The organism is Salifodinibacter halophilus (assembly GCA_012999515.1).
Taxonomy (GTDB): Bacteria; Pseudomonadota; Gammaproteobacteria; order Nevskiales; family Salinisphaeraceae; genus Salifodinibacter; species Salifodinibacter halophilus.
Window position 1 is genome coordinate 86,562 of sequence record JABEEB010000001.1, and the last position, 21,492, is coordinate 108,053.

18 protein-coding genes are annotated in these 21,492 nt (G+C 58.8%); 15 read left to right on the forward strand and 3 right to left on the reverse strand.

Annotated features, from left to right (window positions below):
* Positions 1-28 precede the first annotated feature (28 nt).
* From HKX41_00410 to HKX41_00420, 3 genes are all read left to right on the forward strand, one after another.
* Positions 29-796, forward strand: a complete 768-nt coding sequence (locus HKX41_00410; GenBank protein ID NNC22620.1) for a hypothetical protein — start codon at positions 29-31, stop codon at positions 794-796.
* 174 nt (positions 797-970) lie between these two features.
* Positions 971-1,762 (forward strand): 5-deoxy-glucuronate isomerase, encoded by a 792-nt coding sequence (gene iolB, locus HKX41_00415; GenBank protein ID NNC22621.1) that lies wholly within the window; start codon positions 971-973, stop codon positions 1,760-1,762.
* Positions 1,763-1,794: 32 nt separating this feature from the next.
* Positions 1,795-1,980, forward strand: a complete 186-nt coding sequence (locus tag HKX41_00420; protein NNC22622.1) for a hypothetical protein — start codon at positions 1,795-1,797, stop codon at positions 1,978-1,980.
* A gap of 237 nt (positions 1,981-2,217) precedes the next feature.
* Here the strand turns inward: HKX41_00420 and HKX41_00425 are convergent, their stop codons facing one another.
* Entirely contained in the window at positions 2,218-3,183 is a 966-nt protein-coding gene (locus HKX41_00425) for a sugar phosphate isomerase/epimerase (protein ID NNC22623.1), read from the reverse strand.
* Between the two features lie 380 nt (positions 3,184-3,563).
* Between HKX41_00425 and HKX41_00430 the strand changes: the two genes are divergently transcribed.
* The 11 genes from HKX41_00430 to HKX41_00480 all read left to right on the forward strand — a co-directional run bounded on the left by HKX41_00430 (position 3,564) and on the right by HKX41_00480 (position 17,367).
* Complete coding sequence (locus HKX41_00430) at positions 3,564-4,568, forward strand: Gfo/Idh/MocA family oxidoreductase (GenBank protein ID NNC22624.1); 1,005 nt, start codon at positions 3,564-3,566, stop codon at positions 4,566-4,568.
* Between the two features lie 14 nt (positions 4,569-4,582).
* Complete coding sequence (iolG, locus tag HKX41_00435; protein ID NNC22625.1) at positions 4,583-5,578, forward strand: inositol 2-dehydrogenase; 996 nt, start codon at positions 4,583-4,585, stop codon at positions 5,576-5,578.
* A 23-nt stretch (positions 5,579-5,601) separates the two neighbouring features.
* Positions 5,602-6,639 (forward strand): Gfo/Idh/MocA family oxidoreductase, encoded by a 1,038-nt coding sequence (locus HKX41_00440; protein ID NNC22626.1) that lies wholly within the window; start codon positions 5,602-5,604, stop codon positions 6,637-6,639.
* A 26-nt stretch (positions 6,640-6,665) separates the two neighbouring features.
* Positions 6,666-7,460 (forward strand): TIM barrel protein, encoded by a 795-nt coding sequence (locus HKX41_00445; GenBank protein ID NNC22627.1) that lies wholly within the window; start codon positions 6,666-6,668, stop codon positions 7,458-7,460.
* A gap of 124 nt (positions 7,461-7,584) precedes the next feature.
* A complete protein-coding gene (iolC, locus tag HKX41_00450; GenBank protein ID NNC22628.1) occupies positions 7,585-9,534 on the forward strand; it encodes a 5-dehydro-2-deoxygluconokinase in 1,950 nt (649 codons plus the stop codon).
* Entirely contained in the window at positions 9,531-11,384 is a 1,854-nt protein-coding gene (iolD, locus tag HKX41_00455; protein NNC22629.1) for a 3D-(3,5/4)-trihydroxycyclohexane-1,2-dione acylhydrolase (decyclizing), read from the forward strand. Before iolC ends, iolD begins: the two co-directional genes overlap by 4 nt.
* 10 nt (positions 11,385-11,394) lie before the next feature.
* Positions 11,395-12,300 carry a myo-inosose-2 dehydratase gene (gene iolE / locus HKX41_00460; GenBank protein NNC22630.1) on the forward strand — a complete coding sequence of 302 codons (906 nt, stop codon included), beginning with the start codon at positions 11,395-11,397 and terminating at the stop codon, positions 12,298-12,300.
* A 45-nt stretch (positions 12,301-12,345) separates the two neighbouring features.
* Positions 12,346-13,848: a CoA-acylating methylmalonate-semialdehyde dehydrogenase gene (locus HKX41_00465; GenBank protein NNC22631.1), complete on the forward strand. Its 1,503-nt coding sequence runs from the start codon at positions 12,346-12,348 to the stop codon at positions 13,846-13,848.
* A 112-nt stretch (positions 13,849-13,960) separates the two neighbouring features.
* On the forward strand, positions 13,961-14,866 hold the full coding sequence (gene iolE, locus HKX41_00470; GenBank protein ID NNC22632.1) for a myo-inosose-2 dehydratase: 906 nt from the start codon (positions 13,961-13,963) through the stop codon (positions 14,864-14,866).
* Positions 14,867-14,944: 78 nt separating this feature from the next.
* Complete coding sequence (locus tag HKX41_00475) at positions 14,945-16,108, forward strand: Gfo/Idh/MocA family oxidoreductase (protein ID NNC22633.1); 1,164 nt, start codon at positions 14,945-14,947, stop codon at positions 16,106-16,108.
* Positions 16,109-16,194: 86 nt separating this feature from the next.
* Positions 16,195-17,367: a Gfo/Idh/MocA family oxidoreductase gene (locus tag HKX41_00480; protein ID NNC22634.1), complete on the forward strand. Its 1,173-nt coding sequence runs from the start codon at positions 16,195-16,197 to the stop codon at positions 17,365-17,367.
* A gap of 276 nt (positions 17,368-17,643) precedes the next feature.
* Here the strand turns inward: HKX41_00480 and HKX41_00485 are convergent, their stop codons facing one another.
* Both HKX41_00485 and HKX41_00490 read right to left on the reverse strand, forming a co-directional pair.
* The gene (locus tag HKX41_00485) at positions 17,644-18,387 is read right to left on the reverse strand and encodes a sulfite exporter TauE/SafE family protein (GenBank protein NNC22635.1); all 744 of its coding nucleotides are present in this window, start codon (positions 18,385-18,387) and stop codon (positions 17,644-17,646) included.
* Between the two features lie 220 nt (positions 18,388-18,607).
* A complete protein-coding gene (locus tag HKX41_00490) occupies positions 18,608-19,618 on the reverse strand; it encodes a Gfo/Idh/MocA family oxidoreductase (protein ID NNC22636.1) in 1,011 nt (336 codons plus the stop codon).
* A 373-nt stretch (positions 19,619-19,991) separates the two neighbouring features.
* On the opposite strand from HKX41_00490, the gene HKX41_00495 reads away from it, so the two are divergent.
* Positions 19,992-21,470, forward strand: a complete 1,479-nt coding sequence (locus HKX41_00495; protein ID NNC22637.1) for a sugar porter family MFS transporter — start codon at positions 19,992-19,994, stop codon at positions 21,468-21,470.
* Positions 21,471-21,492 lie beyond the last annotated feature (22 nt).

Consider the following 21,492-nt stretch of genomic DNA (forward strand, 5'->3'; position numbering starts at 1 on the left):
GAGTACGAACTCGCACTAGCCGACAACTATGACTGATCTCATTCATTATTTTGCTGCCAACGGGATAGGCCGAGACTTCGTCGTCGGCGACATCCATGGTTGTTTTTCGGTTTTCGAGCGTGCGCTGGCGAAATTAGAGTTCGAGCCGACACGTGATCGCGTGTTTTGCGTTGGCGATCTTGTCGATCGCGGGCCCGAAAGTCCGCGTGCGTTCGAGTTCGCCACGGCCGACTGGTTTTTCACTGTACGTGGCAATCACGAACAGATGGGGGTGGCCGCGGAAGCCGGGGGTCCCGAACAGACCGACGCCCGCAAGCATTGGTACATGAACGGTGGCGATTGGTTCGATACGCTCGCGTCTGATGAGCGCGCGCGTTTTGTGTCGCTTTTCGACGCATTGCCCTATCTGATCGAAGTCGAGCTTGTCGACGGCCAACGTGCCGCGATCGTGCACGCTGACGTGGTTGAAGACGATTGGTGGGCGACGCGCGCGCTGGTTGCGCGCGAACCCGGGCCGGCTGCATTAGCCGATCTGGTCTGGTCCCGCGACCGCGTTGCGTTGTTATCGGCCGACGAGTGTGCAGAGCGCGGCAGTATTGCCGTGACGGGCACCGACGTAATTTATTTTGGCCATACGCCGCTCAATAGTCCCATGGCCAGCGCTAACACGCGCTGGATCGACACCGGCGCCGTGTTCGGCAATGCATTGACGATTGCCGAGCTCGGGCCGCGCGGCGATGTCTGGGCATTTGATCGGGAGACGGGCGATATGACCATCGGTTGGATAACCGTTTGATACTCGGCTTAAGCCGTAGTCCGGCCGGGCCATGAAAACTAAAAGGTGGCGCGCCGCGCTAGCGTCCGAGATCTTCGACTAAAGTAGCAAGGAAATAGTTTGTTCTGGTGCTAAATAAAATATATATTCTATAAATCAAAATTATAGACTGTATATTCAGTGGATAGAAGCGCCATGAATCTTTTGCTCAATCCACAGCATGGGGCCGCCGAAACGCTGGATACGGCGCGTGCCCCTGAGCCGCTTCAGTATGTGCGGTTTCGCCAGCGAAATCTTGCGAAAGATGATGCTTTCGGCGAAAACAGCGGTGATCAGGAGCTGTGTCTGGTATTGCTAAGCGGCAAGGCTACGATACATTGCGGTGACCAAGTTTTTGAAGACATCGGTCAGCGTATGAGCGTGTTCGAGCAGGTGCCGCCGTATGCAGTTTATCTGCCGAACGACACAGATTACCGCATTGAAGCACATACGCACGTCGAGCTGGGCATCTGTGGCGCACCAGGGTATGGCCAGCACGCGCCGAGACTGATCGAGCCTGGTCAAATTAAGCAGGCGACACGGGGCGAGGGCGCGAACGTACGTCACGTGCACGATATTCTGCCGGAAACCGAGCCCGCCGACAGTCTGCTCGTGGTCGAGGTTTACACGCCGGCCGGCAACTGGTCCAGCTATCCACCCCACAAGCATGACCAGGATAACCTGCCGTATGAAAGTTTCCTCGAAGAAAGTTATTACCACCGCTTAAACCCGTCGCAAGGGTTTGGCTTCCAGCGTGTGTACACGCCCGATCGGTCGCTAGACGAAGCGATGGCGTTCGGCGACGGTAGCAGTGTTGTGGTGCCACGTGGTTATCACCCCGTGGGCGCGCCGTATGGCTTTGATCTCTATTATCTAAATGTGATGGCCGGCCCAAAGCGTGAATGGAAATTCACGACCGATCCGGACTTTTCGTGGCTGGTTGGTTGATTCGGGTGAGCTAGACACGCAAGGAGCAACAAATGAGCAGCCAAAGCGTAGATCGGGTTTTCTGGGATGCGGGCGAAGCCGAAAGCGATCGTCAGTGGTCGAATGACCATCCGATCCGGGCTTGGGTCGGTTATGTTATGGATCGAATCGCGCTTTTCTGCGGAACACATGCCGCGGGCTATGTTGCGCCTTTGCCGTTGGGGCCGCTCCCGCGTTAGTTCGAGGGATGCGGCGGGATGCCGCGACGTAGCGAAACAGTGGCGTGGCTACGCAGTGGCCTGGCGTATCGTGCCGAATGTGCTGGGCCCAACCACCGCTTCCCTAACTGAATAGTCGACTGAGCGACTGCTCACTGCAAATATGATTGAGCGCGGTCTGATTGGGCTGCCTGCGAGGCTAGTGGCTCACCGTGTACCGCCAGCGTCATGTTGTGTGGCACGCGGTAAGGCACAGCCTTAGCCCGGCAGAACGAAATCCGGCTTGTCACGCGGCATCACACGTTGAAGCAAATCGACGGTACGTTGGATGCCTTCTTGGCAGGCTAGATTTTGGTCCTCGTGCTCGATCGACAGGACGCCGTCCGTATAACCATGGGCTTGGAGTTGCCAACAGAACTCCCGCCACCAGTCCTCGGATTGGCCGTAGCCCAGTGTCACGTAGGACCAGCTCCGATCCAGAACACGGTCCATCGAGCGGCTATCCAGCCGGGTTGCATCGGCTAGGTTGTGCGTATCGATGTAGGTGTCCTTGGCGTGGACATGATAGATATAGTCTGAATAGCGGCGGATCATCTCGATCGGATCACCGCCCATCCATATGAAATGGCTCGGGTCGAAGTTCAGGCCCACGGTCGATCCAGCGGCTTCTCGCAGCCGCATGAAGGTCGGCATGTTGTGCACGATCTGGGCACCGTGGGCCTCGATGCAAAGCTGGCTCACACCGTGTTCTTGTGCGTAGTCCGCGAGCTTTTTCCAGTAGGGAATCGCGACGTCTTCCCATTGATAGCGAAGAGCCTCCTGGGTTTCCGGCGGCCACGAGGTGGTAATCCAGTTGGGCACGGTATCGCTTGGTGCGCCGGCCGGTAGACCGGACATGAGCACGATACGTGGCACTTCGAAGATTTCAGCCAGGCGAATGGCGTTGTGTACGACTTGCGACTGGCGCTCGCCGTCGGTGGGGTGGAGTTGGTTGCCGTTGGCGTTGAATGCCGAGATCTCCAGGCCGTGATCGCGAATCTTAGCGGCGAATTCGCGTTGACGTGCTGGATCCGCCAACAGGGCACTGACATCGCCGATATGCGCGGCTGCGCCCCAGTTGCCGACACACAGCTCGATCGCGTCAAGCCCGAGCTTGGTACAGTAGTCGAGCATCGCGTCGGTGCCCATGTTCGCGACGCTGTCGGTGACCATTCCTATTTTCATGCCGTATCTCCTCGGTGATCTGAGCGGCGGCTAGGTTTCGAACGCAAAATAGAATGAAGATTCCACGGCTACAACTTTGGTCGGTGTGGGCAACTAGCAGGCGTGCTACTAGCGGTTGGTTTTGATTACTGACAGCCGAGATGGTCGTGGGTTTGCCGATTGGCCATAAAAGGCCATTGAATCAGCACTTTCAGTCTTGAATAAAGCATTGTCCATGCGACCACGCAGAGGTATGAGGTCGCCGGTAGCAAGCGCTATCGCCACGCTAGCTCAATTAAAAATAAAACGAAATATTTGCAATAAATAGATATAGAAAATATATTCTATATGAATAGCATCCGGCATACACTGCCCGGATATCGTTTTCCAAGAGAACAGTCATGACTCGCTCGTCGATCAACTGGGGCGTGCTCGGGGCGGCCGAGATCGCCCGTGAACACACAATCCCAGCTATCGTGGCTGCCGGAAACAGCCGGCCTTATGCGTTGGCCAGCCGCCGAGGTGTGCCGGCGGAAGTCATGGAACGCTTTGGCTTCGAAACCGGCTATGGCGATTACGACGCGCTGCTGGCTGATCCGGCGATCGATGCGGTGTATCTGCCATTGCCCAACGATTGCCACGCCGAATGGACGATCAAGGCCGCGCGTGCCGGCAAGCATGTGCTGTGTGAAAAGCCGGCGGCGTTGACGGCGACACAGACAGCTGAGGCCATAGCGGCTTGCCAGTCGGCCGAAGTGCTGTACATGGAAGCCATGATGTACCAATTTCATGCGCAACATGCGCGTGTTCGCGAGTTGATCGCGGCTGGCGCCATCGGCGCGGTCCGTGGTGTGCACGTCAATCTAACCTTCAATCTGGAGAAAAGTCTGTCGGATTTTCGTCATGGTGCGCTGGATGCCGGCGGCGGCAGTCTCTACGACCTCGGCTGCTACTGCATCCATACGATACGCAGCCTACTCGGCGAGCCGGATCGGACGGCGACGATGGCCCGTTTCGCTGGTCCGCAGAATGCCGAGATGTCGGCGGCGGTCGTGTTTGGCTATGACAATGGCATCAAAGCGGGCTTCGACTGTGGTATGGACGCGACCGGGCGGCATGCCTACGAAGTCTACGGTGCTGCGGGCACAATCCGGGTGACCAAAGCCTTCGTGCCGCAAGCCGACGGTGATGGCCCCATCGAAATCGTCGACGCCGAAGGTAATAGCACGACCGAACGCGTGGTCTCGTTTCAGTATATGAACGGGATCACCCATTTTGCTGACTGCGTGCTCCATTCGCGCACGCCTAATTACTCGCCGGAGAATGTACGCGCCAACATGCGGGTGTTGGATGCTTGTATCGAATCGGCGACCACGTCCCGCATCGTTCAACTGGAGAATCGCTGATGTCCGACCGTGTCATGAATCTAGCCATCATTGGCGCCGGGCGTATTGCCCAGGTCCACGCTGCTGCAGCCGGTCGTGATCCGCGGATTGTGGTCCGATATGTCTCAGATATCCGAAACGATGCGGCCGAGAAACTTGCAGCACCCCATGGCGCGACCGTTGTGGCCATCGACACCGTCTTTGAGGACCAAGCCGTTGATGCAGTGCTGATCGCGTCCTCGACAGCCACTCACGCCGAATTCCTCGAACGTGCGGCCAGGGCTGGCAAGGCGGTGCTTTGTGAAAAACCGATTGCGCTGGATATCGAGCGTACCCGCGCGGCTGTAGATACGATCAACGCCAATCCGGTGGCCTGCGCACTCGGCTTCAACCGTCGCCACGATACCCAGTTCGACGCACTCAAGTGTGCGCTCGGCGAAGGACGTATTGGTGACCTCGAAACCTTGACCATCATAAGCCGCGACCCGGCGCCGCCACCCATTGAATATGTGAAAGGCTCGGGTGGCTTGTTTTACGACATGATGATCCATGATTTCGATACCGCCCGCTGGCTGTTCGACGAACCGGTGTCCACTGTGTCGGCGTTCGGCTCGGTGCAAGTGGATTCGGCGATCGGAGAGGCCGGCGATGTGGATACCGCCATGGTGACTCTGGTGACTGAGTCAGGCCGGCTGTGCCACATCCAGAATTCACGCCGCGCCGTCTACGGCTACGACCAACGTATCGAGGCGTTCGGCAGCCGCGGCATGCTGCAGGCGGTCAATGAAACCGAGACCCGGCTGCGCGAGACGACTGAAGCTGGCCAAACCGATGAGCCGCCCAAGCATTTTTATCTCGAGCGCTACGGCGCGGCCTATGCCAGCGAGCTGGGCGATCTCTACGACGCCTGGGTGGATGACAGTCAACCCAAGGCCACCCACGAGGATGGTTACCAGGCGCTGCGCCTGGCCGCCGCGGCGACCCAGTCATTGAGAGAAGGCCGGGTCGTAGCTATGGACGAAATCGGTTAGCGCGACGGGAGGGAGAAGCAATTATGACCGACAACCTGAGAATCGCCGTCATCGGCGCCGGCCGCATGGGCGCGGACCACATCAAGCGTCTGACCCATCGCATCGCCGGCGCCGATGTCACCGGTGTCGTGGATGTCGATGGCGGGCGTGCGACAAGCGCGGCAGCTCTGGCCGGTGAACATACGACGACCTGGGATGACCCGCATGCGGCCCTGGCTAGTGGGGAATACGATGCCGTCGTGCTGACCACGCCGGGCATGCTGCACTACGACGTGCTCATGGATGCGTTGGACAGGCGGCTGCCGGTTTTCTGTGAAAAACCGTTGACCGCGGACGCGGCAACCGCACGCGAGATCGTGGACGCCGAAGCCAAAATCGGCGAGCGTCTGATCCAGGTCGGTTTCATGCGGCGCTACGATGCGGGCTATCAGCGCCTGCGGCGGTTTTTCACCGATGAGTCGCTCGGGGCACCATTGATGCTGCATTGCCGCCATCGCAATCCCGAACCACCACCGCGTTTCACCGACGCGCTGATGATCTATGACTCGGTCGTGCACGAGATGGATGGTGTGCGCTATTTTACTGGCGAAGAAATCACCGATATCTCGGTGCGCAAAGGCCGGGCGACGACCGGCGGTGACGGCCGATTATCCGACCCGCAACAGATACTCATGCGCACGGAATCCGGCGTATTGGTCGATGTGGAAATCTTTGTCAACGCGATGTTCGGATACCAGGTGCATACCGAGGCCGTATTCGAGCAAGGTACAGTCGACATCGGCAACGACGAAGGCGCCTATGTTCGGTCCGCCGGCCGCTGGGGCGGGGAAGTTGCCCCCGGCTTTGAGCAGCGCTTCACGGCGGCTTTCGACACCGAGTTCCAGGGCTGGGTAAACCGGTTGCTTGCGTCCGCGGCACTGGATGGTCCAAGCGCCTGGGACGGCTATGCAGCCGCGGTTTGTTGCGAGGCCGGCGTGAAGGCTCAAACCAAGGAGAGCACAGTGTCGGTTGAGCTGGGCGACAAGCCCGCCCTCTACGCCCATAGCGACGCAACGCGATAGCCGTTCACACTTTAAGGGACCCCTCCATGTCCACCGATAGTTGTCCGTTTACGCTCGCCGCCTGTGCCGAGTTGATCCATGTCGATCTGCCTCTGATCGAGCGGGTCCGGCGGTTGCACGACGCCGGTTTTGCCGCTGAGTTATGGGACTGGGCGCACCTGGATCTGCCGGCAATGCGCGATACGGGGGCGACTTTCACGTCGATGAAGGGGTATATCTCCGGCAATCTAACCGATGCGCCTAAAATCCGCGAATTTCTCGATAGCGCGGCCCGTTCGTTGGAAGCCGCGGATACCATCGATTGCGCTAACCTCACCATCCACGGTACCGGTCTGGCCGAGGGTGGCATACCGGTCGATCAGGTCGAAGTTACCACGCCGGCGATGTGGCTGGCCGCCCGCGACACCTTAGCCCAGGTGGCCGAAATGGGGCGCGATGCCGGCCGCGTTTTCATCCTGGAAAACCTTAACCTCGCGGTTGATCACCCGGGTACGCCGTTCAATCGCGCGGTGGATACGCTAGCGCTGGTCGAGGCGATTGGTAGCCCCTATCTGCGTATGAATCTCGATCTTTACCACGCCCAGATCGGCGAAGGAAACTTGATCGAACTCGTGCAGCATTGTGGCGATGCCATCGGTGAGATACAGGTCGCCGATGTGCCGGGACGCATGGAGCCAGGCACCGGTGAGGTCCATTATCCGGCGATTGCCCGGGCATTAGACGCAATGGGCTACCGCGGCGTCGTGGGGCTGGAAGGCTGGGCCTCGGGCGCACCGGACATCGCGCTGGAGCGCTTCCGCAAAGCGTTTACCTTGGCGTGATTCGGATGCCGTTCCTTGATGGCAGGTAGATTGGAAGAATAATTTCTTTTTCTGATAATTTAGAATAAATAATTTATGGCACGTAATGCCTCAACGCGCTGTTCCGAGGTCAAACGGAGACTCCATGCCTGATACTCAACTCGATCTGATCTGTCTGGGGCGTGCCGCCGTCGATCTCTACGCGCAGCAGGTGGGTAGCCGCCTGGAAGATGTATCCAGCTTTGCAAAGTACTTGGGTGGGAGCTCGGGTAACTGTGCCTACGGTAGTGCGCGGCTGGGCTTGAAGCCCGCAATGCTGACGCGTGTCGGCAACGAGCAGTTCGGCAACTTTGTGCTCGAGGAATTCGCCCGCGCCGGTGTGGATGTGTCGCACATGCCGGTGGATGCGGACCGTTTCACGGCGCTGGCGATTCTTGCGCTCAAAGATCGTGACACATTCCCGCTGCTGTTCTATCGCAAGGACTGTGCGGACATGGCGATTACCGCCGAGGATATCGATCCGGATTGGATTGGAACTGCACGCGCGTTGGCTATCACTGGCACACATCTGTCGACCGAGACCACCCAGGGCGCTTGCCGTGCCGCGCTCGACGCTGCGGAGCAGCATGGTCTGAAGCGCATTCTAGACATCGATTATCGCCCGGTTCTCTGGGGCTTGGCCGAGCTCGGTGATGGTGCGACGCGTTATGTCGACGACGCCGAAACCACTGCTCATCTGCAGCGCTGGATCGGCGATTTCGATCTCATTGTCGGCACGGAAGAAGAATTTCATATCGCTGGCGGTACGACCGACACCATCGCCGCGTTGAAAAAAGTTCGTGCGTTATCCGACGCGGTGCTGGTCTGTAAGCTCGGCGCACTTGGCTGCACGGTCTTTGATGGCCCGATTGGCGACTCCGTACACGACGGTGTGTTGGTCGAGGGCGTGCAGGTCGAGGTGCTCAATGTGCTCGGCGCGGGCGATGCCTTCATTTCCGGCTTCCTGCGCGGCTATTTGTGTGGCGAATCCTGGGAAACCTGCGCGACCTATGCCAACGCCAGCGGTGCATTGGTGGTCTCGCGCCATGCCTGTGCACCGGCCATGCCGAGTGAAACCGAGCTGTTCGATTATCTCGAACGTCGGCACGAGGTGCCTCGACCCGATCAGGATGCACGTCTTAATGATCTGCATCGTAAGACCACGCGTTACCCGGCTGACTGGGGCCCGATCTATGGGCTGGCTTTCGACCATCGCATGCAACTGCTCGACATGGCCGATGATCTCGGCGTGGATACCGCAAGCTTGTCGCCGTTGAAAGAATTGCTGGTCTCGGCCGCTGAGCGCGGTGTGGCAAAAGCAGGATTAACCGATCACAAACCGGCCGTGCTTTGCGATGACGTCATCGGTCAGGACGCGCTCAATGCGATGACTGGCCGCGGTTGGTGGATTGGTCGCCCGGTTGAGCAGACGGGGTCGCGTCCGCTGCGTTTCCAGCATGGCGACGATATCGGCAGCCAGCTCATGTCCTGGCCGGCCGAGCACATCATCAAGTGCTTGGTGTTCTATCACCCGGACGACGAAACCGAGCTCCGGTTGGACCAGGAGGACAAACTCCGTCAGCTCGCTGAGGCGCGTCGCGTATCCGGACATGAGCTGCTTCTCGAATTGATCCCGCCCAAAGCTATGGTTAGCGACGATGCAACGATCGCGCGTAGTCTGCAGCGGTTTTACCACCTTGGTATTCGCCCGGATTGGTGGAAACTGCCGCCGATGAGTGATGCGGCCTGGCAGGAGGTGCGCGGCGTCATTGAGCGTTACGACGAGCACTGTCGTGGGGTTGTCCTGCTTGGCCTAGATGCACCGATAGAAGATGTGAAGGCCGGTTTCCGTGAGGCGGGTGCATCCAAGATTTGTCGTGGTTTTACGATCGGGCGCACGCTGTTCGCTGAGCCAGCGCATGGCTGGCTGACAGGGGCATTGAACGATGAAGCCTTTATCGAGACCGTGGCCGCTAACTACGCCGAACTGATCGCCACCTGGCGCGAATCGGCCACCAACGGTCTGGATCGAGACATTTCTGGAGCTTCGGTATGAACGCACAAGACACCATACGTTTGACCATGGCTCAGGCTCTGGTTCGTTATCTGGCGGCTCAGCAAACTGAAATTGACGGGCAGCGCGTACCCTTGTTCGGCGGCTGTTTTGCCATCTTTGGGCATGGCAATGTCGCTGGCATGGGCGAGGCGTTGTATACCCATCGCGACGCATTGCCGACGTATCGCGCGCATAACGAGCAGGGCATGACCCATGCGGCCACCGCCTTTGCCAGGCAAACCCAGCGCCGGCGTATGATGGCATGTACGACCTCGATCGGGCCGGGGGCTCTGAACATGGTGACGGCAGCCGGCGTGGCGCATGCCAATCGGTTGCCCGTGCTACTGCTACCGGGCGATACATTTGCAACCCGCAAGCCGGATCCGGTTCTGCAACAGGTCGAGCACTACGGTGCGCCGTCGACCACGGTCAACGACGCTTTCGCACCGGTCTCGCGTTATTTCGATCGCATCACGCGGCCCGAGCAACTGTTAGCCAGCCTGCCAGTGGCGATCGACACGCTCCTCGACCCGGCAGACTGCGGCCCGGTTACGTTGGCGCTGCCGCAGGATGTTCAGGCCGAAGCCTGGGATTTCCCGGCGTCGTTTTTTGAGCCGCGGATGCGTCGTATTCGCCGTCCGGGGCTGGACGAAGTCGAGCTGGCGGCTGCGATCAAGACCATTGAACAGGCTAAAAAGCCGCTCATCATTGCCGGTGGCGGCGTGTTGTATGCCGGCGCATCGGAACAGTTGGGACGGTTCGCCGAGAAACACGGCGTGCCGGTCGCCGAAACCCAGGCTGGCAAAGGCAGTCTGCGTGCCGACCATCCCAATAACGTCGGCTCGATCGGCGTAACCGGCGGCACCGCGGCGAATACGCTGGCTGAGGATGCGGACGTAATCATTGCGTTGGGGACGCGGCTGCAGGACTTTACCACCGGGTCGCGGGCACTTTATATGGATCATGGTCCGACGCTCGTGGGCGTGAACGTGGCACGCTTCGATGCCGTCAAACATGGCGGCCAATCGTTGATCGGCGATGCAGCCGTGGCGCTGGAGGCACTGATCGGCGGATTGTCTGATTGGCAGTCGGACGAAGCATGGCAGAGTCGACTGGCCGAAGAGCGTTCGGCCTGGCTCGATATCGTCGCGCGCGTGACTGCGAACGACGGTTCGGATTACCCGGCCGACAGTCAGGTGCTGGGTGCCGTGAATCGTGCGGCCGGCGAAAACGGCACCGTCGTGTGTGCCGCCGGCGGTTTACCCGGCGAGTTGCACAAGAATTATCGGTCTACCGGACCGGGTAGCTATCACGTTGAATACGGCTTTTCAGCCATGGGCTACGAGCTCGCCGGCGGCTTGGGCGCCAAGATGGCTGCCCCCGAGCGCGATGTGTATGTGATGGTTGGTGATGGCAGCTATATGATGCTCAACTCCGAGCTGGCGACATCCGTCATGCTCGGGCGGAAACTGATTGTGGTGCTGCTCGATAATCGCGGCTATGGCTGTATCCACCGGCTGCAAGGCGCAACCGTCGGTGTGGAATTCAATAATCTGTTCGAAGGTTGTGACACGGTCGCGGCTGGGGCGCCGGCTATCGATTTCGCGGCGCATGCCAAGGCACTCGGTTGCGAGGCCGAATGGGTCGATGGCATCGCCGGGTTGGAAGCAGCTTGTGAGCGCGCTCGAGACAACGATTGCACCACCGTCATTGCATTGAAAACCGATCCGGACAAGGAAACCGCCGAAGGTGGCGCCTGGTGGGACGTGCCGGTAGCCGAAGTCTCCTCGCGTGAGGCCGTGGTCGAGCGCCGTGCTGGTTACGACCAAAGCAAACGCCGCCAGCGTTAGGAAGTCGGCCATGACGATACAACTGGGCGTGAACCCGCTGCTTTGGACCAACGACGATCTGCCGATGCTCGGCGATGAGACGTTGCTGACGCAGTGTCTGGCCGAGGCGAAACGAGCTGGCTATGAAGGCGTGGAGATGGGGCGTAAGTTCCCGGCGACCGTCGATGAGCTCGGGCCGCTCATCCAACACGAAGATTTGGCACTGGCCTCCGGCTGGTACTCAGCCAATCTGCTGGAGCGTGATGCCGAGGCCGAGATCGAGGCCATGCAGGATCACCTGGCGCTGATGAAAGCGACTGGTGTGACAGCCATGGTGTTCTGTGAGACCACGCGCTGCGTGCATCTCGATCGTGCCATGCCCGTCTCGCGGCGGCCGCGGTTGACCGAGTCCGACTGGCGGCTTCTAGCGCCACGATTAGAGGTCGTTGCCGACTATTTGGCTGGCGAGGGCGTGCAGATGGCATTTCATCATCATATGGGCACGATGGTGCAATCGACCGGAGATGTCGCCCAGTTAATGGACTCGACTGGTGACAACGTCGGGCTGCTGTTCGATACGGGGCACTGCCGGCTCGCCGGTGGTGATCCGCTGGATTGGCTGGGTCGCTGGAGCGATCGCATGGTGCATGTCCACTGCAAGGACGTTCGCGAAGCCGTGCTTGCCCGCTCGCGCAATCGTAATGCCAGTTTCTTGGATTCAGTGGTCGATGGTGTATTCACCATCCCCGGCGATGGAGATCTCGATTTCAACGCCATTTTGAGGCGCTTGTCGAGGTCAGGTTATAACGGCTGGTTGATCGCCGAAGCCGAGCAGGATCCGGCGGTGGCGCCGTCCTGGCCGCTGGCCCAACGCAGCTATCAGTATCTGCGAGACGCAGCACAACGCAATGGTTTGTCGCTCGCGACGGCGGCTTGACGCGTTATTCCCGAAGCCGAACAAATCAACACGAAGATTTACGATATGCGCGAAATTTTGCATTTTATTAATGGCGAGGCCACGTCCGGTCAGTCGGCCGAACGCGGGGCCGTATACAACCCCACGGCGGGTGAGCAACAAGCCGAGATACCTATTGGCACGCCGGACGATATCGACTGTGCTGTGGCGGCGGCCAAGGCAGCCTATCCAGGTTGGGCAGCTACCACACCGCTGCGTCGTGCGCGTGTTCTGTTCCGGTTCAAGACATTACTCGAGGAGCGCCGTGATGACATGGCGCGCTTGCTCGCTTCCGAGCACGGCAAAGTGTTCTCCGACGCCCAAGGCGAAGTCACGCGCGGCATCGAAGTGGTCGAGTTCGCTTGTGGCATGCCGCATCTCCAGAAAGGCGAGAATTCCATGAATGTCGGCACTGGCGTGGATAGCTATTCCATGTATCAGCCGCTCGGCGTATGTGCGGGGATCACGCCGTTCAACTTCCCGGCGATGGTGCCCATGTGGATGTATCCGATTGCCATTGCGGCAGGCAACACCTTCGTGCTCAAACCGGCCGACAAGGATCCATCGGCGTCGATGCTCATGGCAGAACTATTCAAACAAGCGGGGCTGCCGGACGGCGTGTTCAACGTTGTGCAGGGCCGTGCGGCAGCCGTCAATCATCTAATCACGCACGACGACGTTTCGGCGGTTAGTTTTGTCGGCTCTACGCCCATTGCCAAGCATATTTATGAAACTGCTTCGGCCGCCGAGAAGCGTGTCCAGGCCTTGGGTGGCGCCAAGAACCATATGGTCGTTATGCCGGATGCTGACATTGACGGCGTAGCCGATGCGTTGATGGGCGCGGCTTATGGCAGCGCCGGTGAGCGCTGCATGGCGATTTCGGTGGCGGTGCCCGTAGGTGAGCAGACCGCGGACAAACTACGTGAAGCATTGGTCAAGCGCCTGGAAAACCTGCAAGTCGGGCCTTCGCTGGTTGATGGAGCCGACAACGATATGGGGCCGCTGGTATCGGCCGAACACCACGCGCGCATAACCGACTATATCGGCATCGGTGAAGCCGAAGGTGCTGAATTGGTCGTCGATGGTCGGCGGAAGGATTTCTCACAGCAGCCGAATGGTTATTTCATCGGCGGTAGCCTTTTCGATCATACAGGCCCCGGTATGCGCGTCTACGATGAAGAAATCTTTGGACCGGTGCTGTGCATGAGTCGTGCGGATTCGTTGGATGATGCGATCGATTTGATCAACTCGAACGAGTTTGCCAACGGCACATCCATCTTCACCGAAAGCGGTCACGCCGGGCGTATGTTTTCTGAGCGCATCGAGGTCGGCATGGTCGGCGTCAACGTACCGATTCCGGTGCCGATGGCTTTCCATTCCTTCGGCGGCTGGAAGCGCAGCCTATTCGGGCCATTGCATGTGCATGGTTCGGACGGCGTGCGTTTTTATACGCGGCAAAAGACCGTGACCGCGCGCTGGCCCAAGGATGATGTCTCGCACGGCAGTGCTTTCACCATGCCGACGCATTGATTGAACACGGGGATGCCGCGCACGCCGTGTCAATAAGGAGAGCTTTATGAGCACTCTGGTTTCGGGTGTGCGTGCGTGTCCTGTGCGCGAGTGGCAGGCCAGTCAGCGGGCGATGCGGGAACTGTTGGCGCCGCACGGTTTGCGTTTGGGCATCAACCCACTGGGCTGGACCAACGACGTTATTACTGAGTTCGGCGACGATACGTCGGCCGAAACGTTTATCGGCGAAGCAGCAGCGGTCGGTTATGAAGGTGTGGAGATGGGGCGGAAGTTTCCGACCGATCGCCAGGCGCTCGCCCGTATGCTCGCGGCGGGCAATGTTGATCTGGTTTCCGGTTGGTATTCCGGTCAGCTGGCCGAGATAAGCGTCGCGGAAGAACTCGCGAACGTGGCCAACCATGCCGCACTGCTGGCCCACAACGGTGCTCGGGTCATGGTTTACGGGGAGACCGGTCTGATGCCGGGCGATGCGCCGCTCGACAAGCCGTTGTCGGCCACGCCGGTTGTTGCGGACACCGAATGGGCGGCCTATGGTCAGCGGCTCACCGAGTTCGGTGAAGCCTTGCAACGCGATTACTGCATCCAACTCGCCTACCATGCCCATCTCATGATGGTTGCCGAATCCGAGGCCGAGATCGACCGACTCATGGCGGCAACCGGCGAGGCCGTCGGTCTGCTGCTCGATACCGGCCACATCGTCGCCGGTGGGGGCGATATGGCGCGGGTTTTGGCCAACCACGGCCATCGCATCAACCATATCCATCTGAAAGATATCCGCCCCGAGATCTTCGCCGGCATTCGCAAGCGTGATGCCAGCTTCAATACCGGCGTGCGCTCCGGGATGTTTACGGTCCCCGGCGACGGTGCTATCGACTACGCGCCGGTCATCGATTTCGCGACCAGTGATGCCTATACCGGTTGGCTGGTCGTCGAGGCCGAGCAGGACCCGACACAGGCGTGCCCGCGCGAATATGCCGACAAGGCGATACGTCACGTCCGCTCGCTTTTCAACGGCTGATCGTTTGCAGCCGTCGATCGGTCGTCGGTCGGGTCAGCCATCACGGACACAATCCGGTGCGACCGGAAAGGACTCATCATGGCAGAACAACTCAACATAGGACTGATTGGCACCGGTTTCATGGGCCAGGCCCATGCCGAGGCCTTCCGGCGCTGTGCTGCACTTTATCCCGATTTGGCGCTGACGCCACATCTCTATGCGGTGGCCGATGTCAGCCAGGACCTGGCCGATGCCGCCAAGAACCGTTTCGGCTTCGACAAGGCCTATGGCGACTGGCAGGCGATGATCGCCGACACAAATGTGCATGTGGTTGATATCACGTCACCCAACCATTTCCATCACGAAATGGCGCTGGCCGCTATTGCCGCCGGGAAACATATTTATGCGGAAAAACCGCTGGCTCTGTCGCAGGACGAGGCCGATGAGATGCGCGACGCCGCGTCGAAAGCCGGTGTCAAGACCATGGTTTCATTCAACAACATCAAAACGCCTGCCGCGATGGTCGCGAAGCAGATCATCGATCGCGGCGAGATTGGCCGGCTTACCCGTTTTCGAGGTACCTTCGATCAGGGATTTTTTAACGATCCAAACCTGCCGTGGTCCTGGCGTTGCTCGCGTGAGGCGGCCGGCACTGGCTCGCTAGGGGATCTCGGCGCGCACGTGATTGGTGTGGCCCAGTACCTGATGGGCGATTTCGATCGTGTTTGTGCTCAGTCGCAGACCTTTTTCAGCGAACGTCCCTTACCTTCGGGCGGCTCGGGATACTCAGCAACCGTCGGCGAGAATGCCGAATGGAAACCGGTTGAGAACGATGATCAGACACAATGTCTGGTCCAATTCGGCTCCGGCGCCGCTGGGGTCATCGAGTCTTCGCGTATCGCAGCCGGGCATTTTCTGGGTGTGTACTGGGAGGTCAGCGGCACCGAGGGCACACTGTATATAGGCGGCGAGCACTTCAACGAGCTACAAGTCTTCCGCATGAGTGACGACAAGCACGATCGCGGTTTCAAGACACTGCTCGCCGGCTCCCAGGTGCCGCAATTCGCGGGTTTTTTCCCTTACGACTTCGGTGGCGGCGGGCTCGGTTTCTTCGATGTGAAGGTCATAGACGTCTACGACCTCGTGACCGGTATCGCAGGCCCGGGCGACTGTTATCCGAATTTTGCCTTCGGCGCAGACAACCAACGCATTTTGGAAGCGATCGACGACTCCGCCCAGCGCGAAAGTTGGGTCAAGATTTAGCGATCTCTGGCGACTGGCGAAAGAATGTGCTTCGAGCTTTCGAATAACGCAGATAACCGTCGCCACACAAGGATAACGGAGCATTCATGAAAGCATTCGAAAACCGTATCCGCATCGGCATGGTCGGTGGCGGCCCGGGGGCCAATATCGCGACCGCGCATCGTATGGGGCTGCGTATGGATGGTCGCTATGCGCTCATCGCTGGCGCGTTCTCACGCGACGCTGAAAAAAACAAGGCGATGGGGGCCGAACTGGGTCTCGATGAGGGGCGCGTCTATACAAGCTATGAACGGATGGCGCGAGACGAAGCTGTACGCGCCGATGGCATCGAAGCGGTGGCCATCGTTACGCCCAACGACAGCCATTATCCGGCCGCCAAAGCCTTTTTGGAACAAGGTGTTCACGTTATTTGTGACAAGCCGCTGACCGATGACTTCGAGCATGGTCTTGAACTGCATCGCCTGGCCGTCTCGAAAGGGCTTGTTTTCGCGCTGACGCACAATTACGCCAGTCACAGCATGATTCGTCAGGCTGCCACGATGGTGGCCGATGGTAAGCTGGGCACGATTCGCAGCGTGCAGGGCGAGTTCGCGGCAAACTGGGGCGCGCAGGATCCGGCGCAGGATGCCGACAACAAACAGCTTGCCTGGCGGACTGATCCGGCACAGGTTGGTCGCGCCAGCGTGCTCTACGATCTGGGCACGCATATTCATCATCTTGCACGCTTTGTAACTGGCTTGGAGATCGAAGCGTTGTCGGCCGATCTTGCGACTGTAGTGCCGGGCCGACAGGTCTACGACCATGCCCAGATGTCGTTGCGTTTTACCGGCGGTGCACGCGGTGGTTTCTGGGTGACAATGGTGGCCACCGGTGCCGAGCATGGCTTGCGGATTCGGGTTGTCGGTTCCAAGGCCTCGCTGGAATGGTTTCACGAAGACCCGCATCATCTGCGGGTGTCATACCCCGATGGTCGGCACGAAGTGTTGGCGCAGGCGGGTTCGGCAATGGATGACGAATCGAATCGACTGACGCGTGTGGGGATTGGTCATCCGGAAGCGTTCCCCGAGTCTTTTGCCAATCTGTATTCGGAAACCGCTGAGGCTATAGCGGCCGCTCGCAACGATGAGGCCGTCCCGGAAAGACGTTTTTCCTTTCCGACAACGCGCGACGGTGTGCTCGGCCTGCAGTTCGTGGATTGTGTCTGCGCCTCGGCCGACGACGATGGTCGATGGGTCGAAATCGCGCCGCTCGATATATAACGGTGCCTCGTATTGATCAAAGGCGAAAGGCAGCAGACGGCTAAGTGGCGCTGTTCACTGGCTGCAGCCGAAGAAAGCCTGCATCGCAACGCTCGACGAGGACAGTGCCCGTCGTCCGGGCGGTATCGCCCGTGATATGACGATCCTTGTGACGATTCCTGGTTTCGGCATGGCACGCTCGGTTGTTGGCGTGGCGTTCGCCGGAATGGGCGTTGCGAGCAGTCGACTCGATGGGCTACGTTGCAATGCGAACCAGCCCAGCTGGAGGGCGTTGTGTCACGCGATAAACAACATCCAGCCCGCCTTGCCCAGTAGGACAATGGATAACAAGAAAAGCGTTGTTTCGATTATGCGCTGATAGGCCTTCGCTGATAGCGCCAGGGTAATCGATCGCCCTAGACGCGTACCGATGACGCCGGTCGCGACCAGTGCCAGCGTGAGCGACCAGCTGAGGCCGTGCATTTTGCCAAGCTCCCAATATGCGGGCAATTTGGCGAGGTTGGCCGCCGCAAATGCCATGGCCATAGTGCCGGCGAATTCCAGTTTGGGTAGTCGCTGCGGCAACAGATAGGCTTGCGCTGGCGGGGCGCCCGAATGCGTAATGAAACTGGTGATACCGGTTACGACGCCCCAGAAAATACCGGACGAGACCCGTGCAGTATGGTGTTCGGTTGCGCCCTGACGAAGCCAGGTCCGCAGGCAATACCACAGGCCGATCAGCCCAGTTGCGAGCAGCAACAAACTTTCCGGCGTAAACGGCGCGAGAATCGTGGCGACGGCGATGCCACAGAGGATCGATGGAATGAGAATCGATAAATTCCGCCCGGAAAAATCCCTGCGGTAAAGCCAGACGGCGACCCAGTCGGTCACGATATACACCGGCAGCAAAAGTGCGGCCGCCTCGATGGGATTCATGAACAACGAAAGCATGGGGACAGCGACAGCGGCGGCTGATGCCAGGCCGCCCTTGGATATGCCGACGATCAAGGCGGCGATCAATAACAGGATCGTTTGCTCCATCGGTTTCTCTGTCTGGCCCCGTCAGAAGGGTCGAGGTGGGATGTTAGTCCGGGATGTGAGCTTTGGTTCCAGAAATCGAGGCGGATGGCCAGCCGAATGAGTGGTCGATCCGGTATGCAACTGTAATCCGAGGCCGCAGTTAGGAGGACTGGGTGAGAATATGCGTAGAACTGCAGCGCCCACGATTGTTATCGACCAGAAAACGGCCGTTTAAAGCCGCTTAGCCGATTGTCTCGCGGCGGCGAGCGGTGAAATCGATCTCACGATTATCGCGGGCGCTTTCGTATATCGAAGCCAGCAGCAAATTGAGAGTACTGGCTTCGTTGACATCAACAGGTGGTTTGTCGCCGTTTTGAAGGGCGTTGATGAACAATCGGTTCTCTTCGGCGTAGCCACCTTTCTCGGCAAAGGGGATATGCGTGTAATCCTCAGTTTTGACCACCTGTTCGAGATCCAGTGCATAGCGGATGCGCTCTAGTTCTTCGGTCGTCGCCGTGGCGTAGCGCCCGTAGATCTCGACGCGCTCGAAGGGAAAACTCCAGCCCGAGTGGGCTGACGAACTGAGCGTGGCCACGGTGCCGGACTCGAACGTAAACAGCATCGAGAAATCGTCGAATTCCGATGCTGAGATAGCGCTGCGTGCGGCACAGCGGAGCGTGGCAACCGGCCCGAACAGATATTGCAGGAGGTCGATCTGGTGGATGGTGGTTTCGTAGAGAAAACCGCCGGTCTTGTTCGGATCGGCGGTCCACGGCGGGTTTAGCAGTTCGCCGCGATTGAGTTTGAGTTGCGCACTGTGCGCTTCGAGATCCCCGGAGTCGATCAGCGTCTTCAACTTGTCGTGGGTGTAAGCGTAGCGACGGTTCATGCCAAGGTTGTAAACACCCCGCGAAGCCAGCGCGGCTTCGCGGATACGTTCGCCCCCGGCTGCATCGGTCGCCATCGGCTTCTCGCAGAATACGTTGAGGCCCCGTTCCAGGCATGAAACCACCGGCGCAACGTGGGTGGTGTTGGGGGTGGTTATATAGACCGTGTCGACGTCCATGCGGAACAAATCTTCTAGTTCCGAGCCTACTTGGGCATCGCCGATCTGGTTGGCAAGTCTTGTCGCGTTGGACGCGACCATGTCGGCTACGTCCACAAGCTCTACGCGCCCGTCGTTTGCCAGGATATCGGCATGCACCGATGCAATGTATCCGGCACCGAAGATGCCGACTCGCGTTTTGGCCATGAGCAAAAGACCTCGTTTGGACGTCAACCAGCAAGACAGGCGGAAGTCGTTGGCGAGTCATGCCTCGCGCTGAGGATATTGCATCAATTATGGAATATAAATTCTATAATACTAAAGTTTAAAATAAAAATTTTGCTTCATGGTGGAGGTTGGCGTACGCTTCTGGAAAGCGTTAACGCGCCATCGTCCGTCTCTGACGATGCCTCGGGTTGCCGTGATGGCTTGTCGATGTGAGCAGGAGATTCAGCTCTCGCCTAGATGTAGACCTATAGCGTTATCAAAAGGCGTCGCTGCTTCATGGTGAATGTTTCGGCGCCCAACTTATTGAGGGAATGATCCCGCAATCTCGTTGCCAAGACGGAGGCGCATAAGAATGACTAATAACATCGATACATCCGAAAATCCTAAAGATTTACCGCCTGAAAGGCCGGGGGCGCATACCAGCAGACTGGGGATGATTGCGTTTTTGGCTACTTTCGGCGGGCTGCTGTTCGGTTATGACACCGGCGTCATCAACGGGGCGGTCAACCCAATGAAGGTGGACTTATCGCTCACCCCTATGTCCCAGGGGTTTGTGGTCAGCATCCTCGTATTCGGTGCCGCCTTCGGTGCTGCGATCGCCGGCCGGATCTCCGACTGGAACGGACGCCGATATACGATCCTTATACTTTCGATGGTGTTCATCGTTGGCACGATCGGTTCGGCTCTGTCACCGAGCTGGCAGATGCTTGCCTTGTTCCGCTTCATTCTTGGGCTCGCGGTTGGCGGCGCTTCCACGACGGTGCCGGTTTATCTCGCGGAAGTTTCGCCCACGGAAAGACGCGGCAGTCTGGTGACGCGCAACGAGATTATGATCGTCTCGGGGCAGTTCGCAGCCTTCATCATCAACGCCATTATCCTGAATATCTGGGGTGATTACCCGGGGATATGGCGATACATGCTCGTGATAGCGGTGTTGCCGGCATTTGCGCTGCTAATTGGTATGTTGCGTGTACCGGAAAGTCCGCGTTGGTTGTCCGGTCAGGATCGCCCTCGGGATGCACTCGCCGTGCTCAAACTGATCCGCTCTCCCGAGCGCGCCGAAGCCGAACTGGCCGAGGTCGACTCGCTCGTTGAGGAGGAACAGGCGTCGAAGGTCGGCGGTTGGTCTGATCTCGCCGTGCCGTGGATTCGAAAGTTGATCATCATCGGTGCCGTTCTCGGCATATTTCAGCAGCTAACGGGCATCAACGCGATCATGTACTACGGCACCCAGCTATTGGAGAGCTCAGGGTTCTCAGATAGCGGTGCGGTAATCGCCAATACCCTCAACGGCCTATTCAGTGTTCTGGGCATCACCGTGGGTGTCATGCTGATCAATAAGCTCAACCGGCGAATAATGCTGATCGGCGGCTTTTGTCTCGTCGCGTTGTTCCACGTCCTCGTCGGGTTAACGGCCATGTTTTTGCCCGACGTTGCGGCCAAGCCTTACGTCATACTATTTTTCATGGTGGCCTTCGTGTTCTCGATGCAGGGTACACTCGGCCCGCTCGTTTGGCTGATACTTTCCGAAATTTTCCCCTTGAAGATACGCAGTTTCAGCATGGGGTTGTGTGTGCTCGTACTGTGGTTGGCCAATGCCGGCGTTGCCTTCGGTTTCCCGCCGGTTGTCACTGCTTTGGGGATCGGATCCACGTTCTTCATTTTCGCAGTCATCGCGGTTCTGGGGGTGATCTTTACTGTCACCATGGTGCCCGAGACACGCGGCAAATCGCTCGAGGAATGTGAAGACCAGTTCCGCACCCAGAACGCCGGATCCGGGATCGGACAAGTCGGCGTTTCCAATGCGGCGCCTGCCGACAGAAACGAGTAAACGGTATACCCGATGACAATGG

Excerpts from the sequence above, each read along its gene's own strand:
- HKX41_00410 (NNC22620.1), top strand. The coding sequence starts at position 29 with ATGACTGATCTCATTCATTATTTTGCTGCCAACGGGATAGGCCGAGAC.
- iolB (NNC22621.1), top strand. The coding sequence starts at position 971 with ATGAATCTTTTGCTCAATCCACAGCATGGGGCCGCCGAAACGCTGGAT.
- HKX41_00420 (NNC22622.1), top strand. The coding sequence starts at position 1,795 with ATGAGCAGCCAAAGCGTAGATCGGGTTTTCTGGGATGCGGGCGAAGCC.
- HKX41_00425 (NNC22623.1), bottom strand. The coding sequence starts at position 3,183 with ATGAAAATAGGAATGGTCACCGACAGCGTCGCGAACATGGGCACCGAC.
- HKX41_00430 (NNC22624.1), top strand. The coding sequence starts at position 3,564 with ATGACTCGCTCGTCGATCAACTGGGGCGTGCTCGGGGCGGCCGAGATC.
- iolG (NNC22625.1), top strand. The coding sequence starts at position 4,583 with ATGAATCTAGCCATCATTGGCGCCGGGCGTATTGCCCAGGTCCACGCT.
- HKX41_00440 (NNC22626.1), top strand. The coding sequence starts at position 5,602 with ATGACCGACAACCTGAGAATCGCCGTCATCGGCGCCGGCCGCATGGGC.
- HKX41_00445 (NNC22627.1), top strand. The coding sequence starts at position 6,666 with ATGTCCACCGATAGTTGTCCGTTTACGCTCGCCGCCTGTGCCGAGTTG.
- iolC (NNC22628.1), top strand. The coding sequence starts at position 7,585 with ATGCCTGATACTCAACTCGATCTGATCTGTCTGGGGCGTGCCGCCGTC.
- iolD (NNC22629.1), top strand. The coding sequence starts at position 9,531 with ATGAACGCACAAGACACCATACGTTTGACCATGGCTCAGGCTCTGGTT.
- iolE (NNC22630.1), top strand. The coding sequence starts at position 11,395 with ATGACGATACAACTGGGCGTGAACCCGCTGCTTTGGACCAACGACGAT.
- HKX41_00465 (NNC22631.1), top strand. The coding sequence starts at position 12,346 with ATGCGCGAAATTTTGCATTTTATTAATGGCGAGGCCACGTCCGGTCAG.
- iolE (NNC22632.1), top strand. The coding sequence starts at position 13,961 with ATGCGGGAACTGTTGGCGCCGCACGGTTTGCGTTTGGGCATCAACCCA.
- HKX41_00475 (NNC22633.1), top strand. The coding sequence starts at position 14,945 with ATGGCAGAACAACTCAACATAGGACTGATTGGCACCGGTTTCATGGGC.
- HKX41_00480 (NNC22634.1), top strand. The coding sequence starts at position 16,195 with ATGAAAGCATTCGAAAACCGTATCCGCATCGGCATGGTCGGTGGCGGC.
- HKX41_00485 (NNC22635.1), bottom strand. The coding sequence starts at position 18,387 with ATGGAGCAAACGATCCTGTTATTGATCGCCGCCTTGATCGTCGGCATA.
- HKX41_00490 (NNC22636.1), bottom strand. The coding sequence starts at position 19,618 with ATGGCCAAAACGCGAGTCGGCATCTTCGGTGCCGGATACATTGCATCG.
- HKX41_00495 (NNC22637.1), top strand. The coding sequence starts at position 19,992 with ATGACTAATAACATCGATACATCCGAAAATCCTAAAGATTTACCGCCT.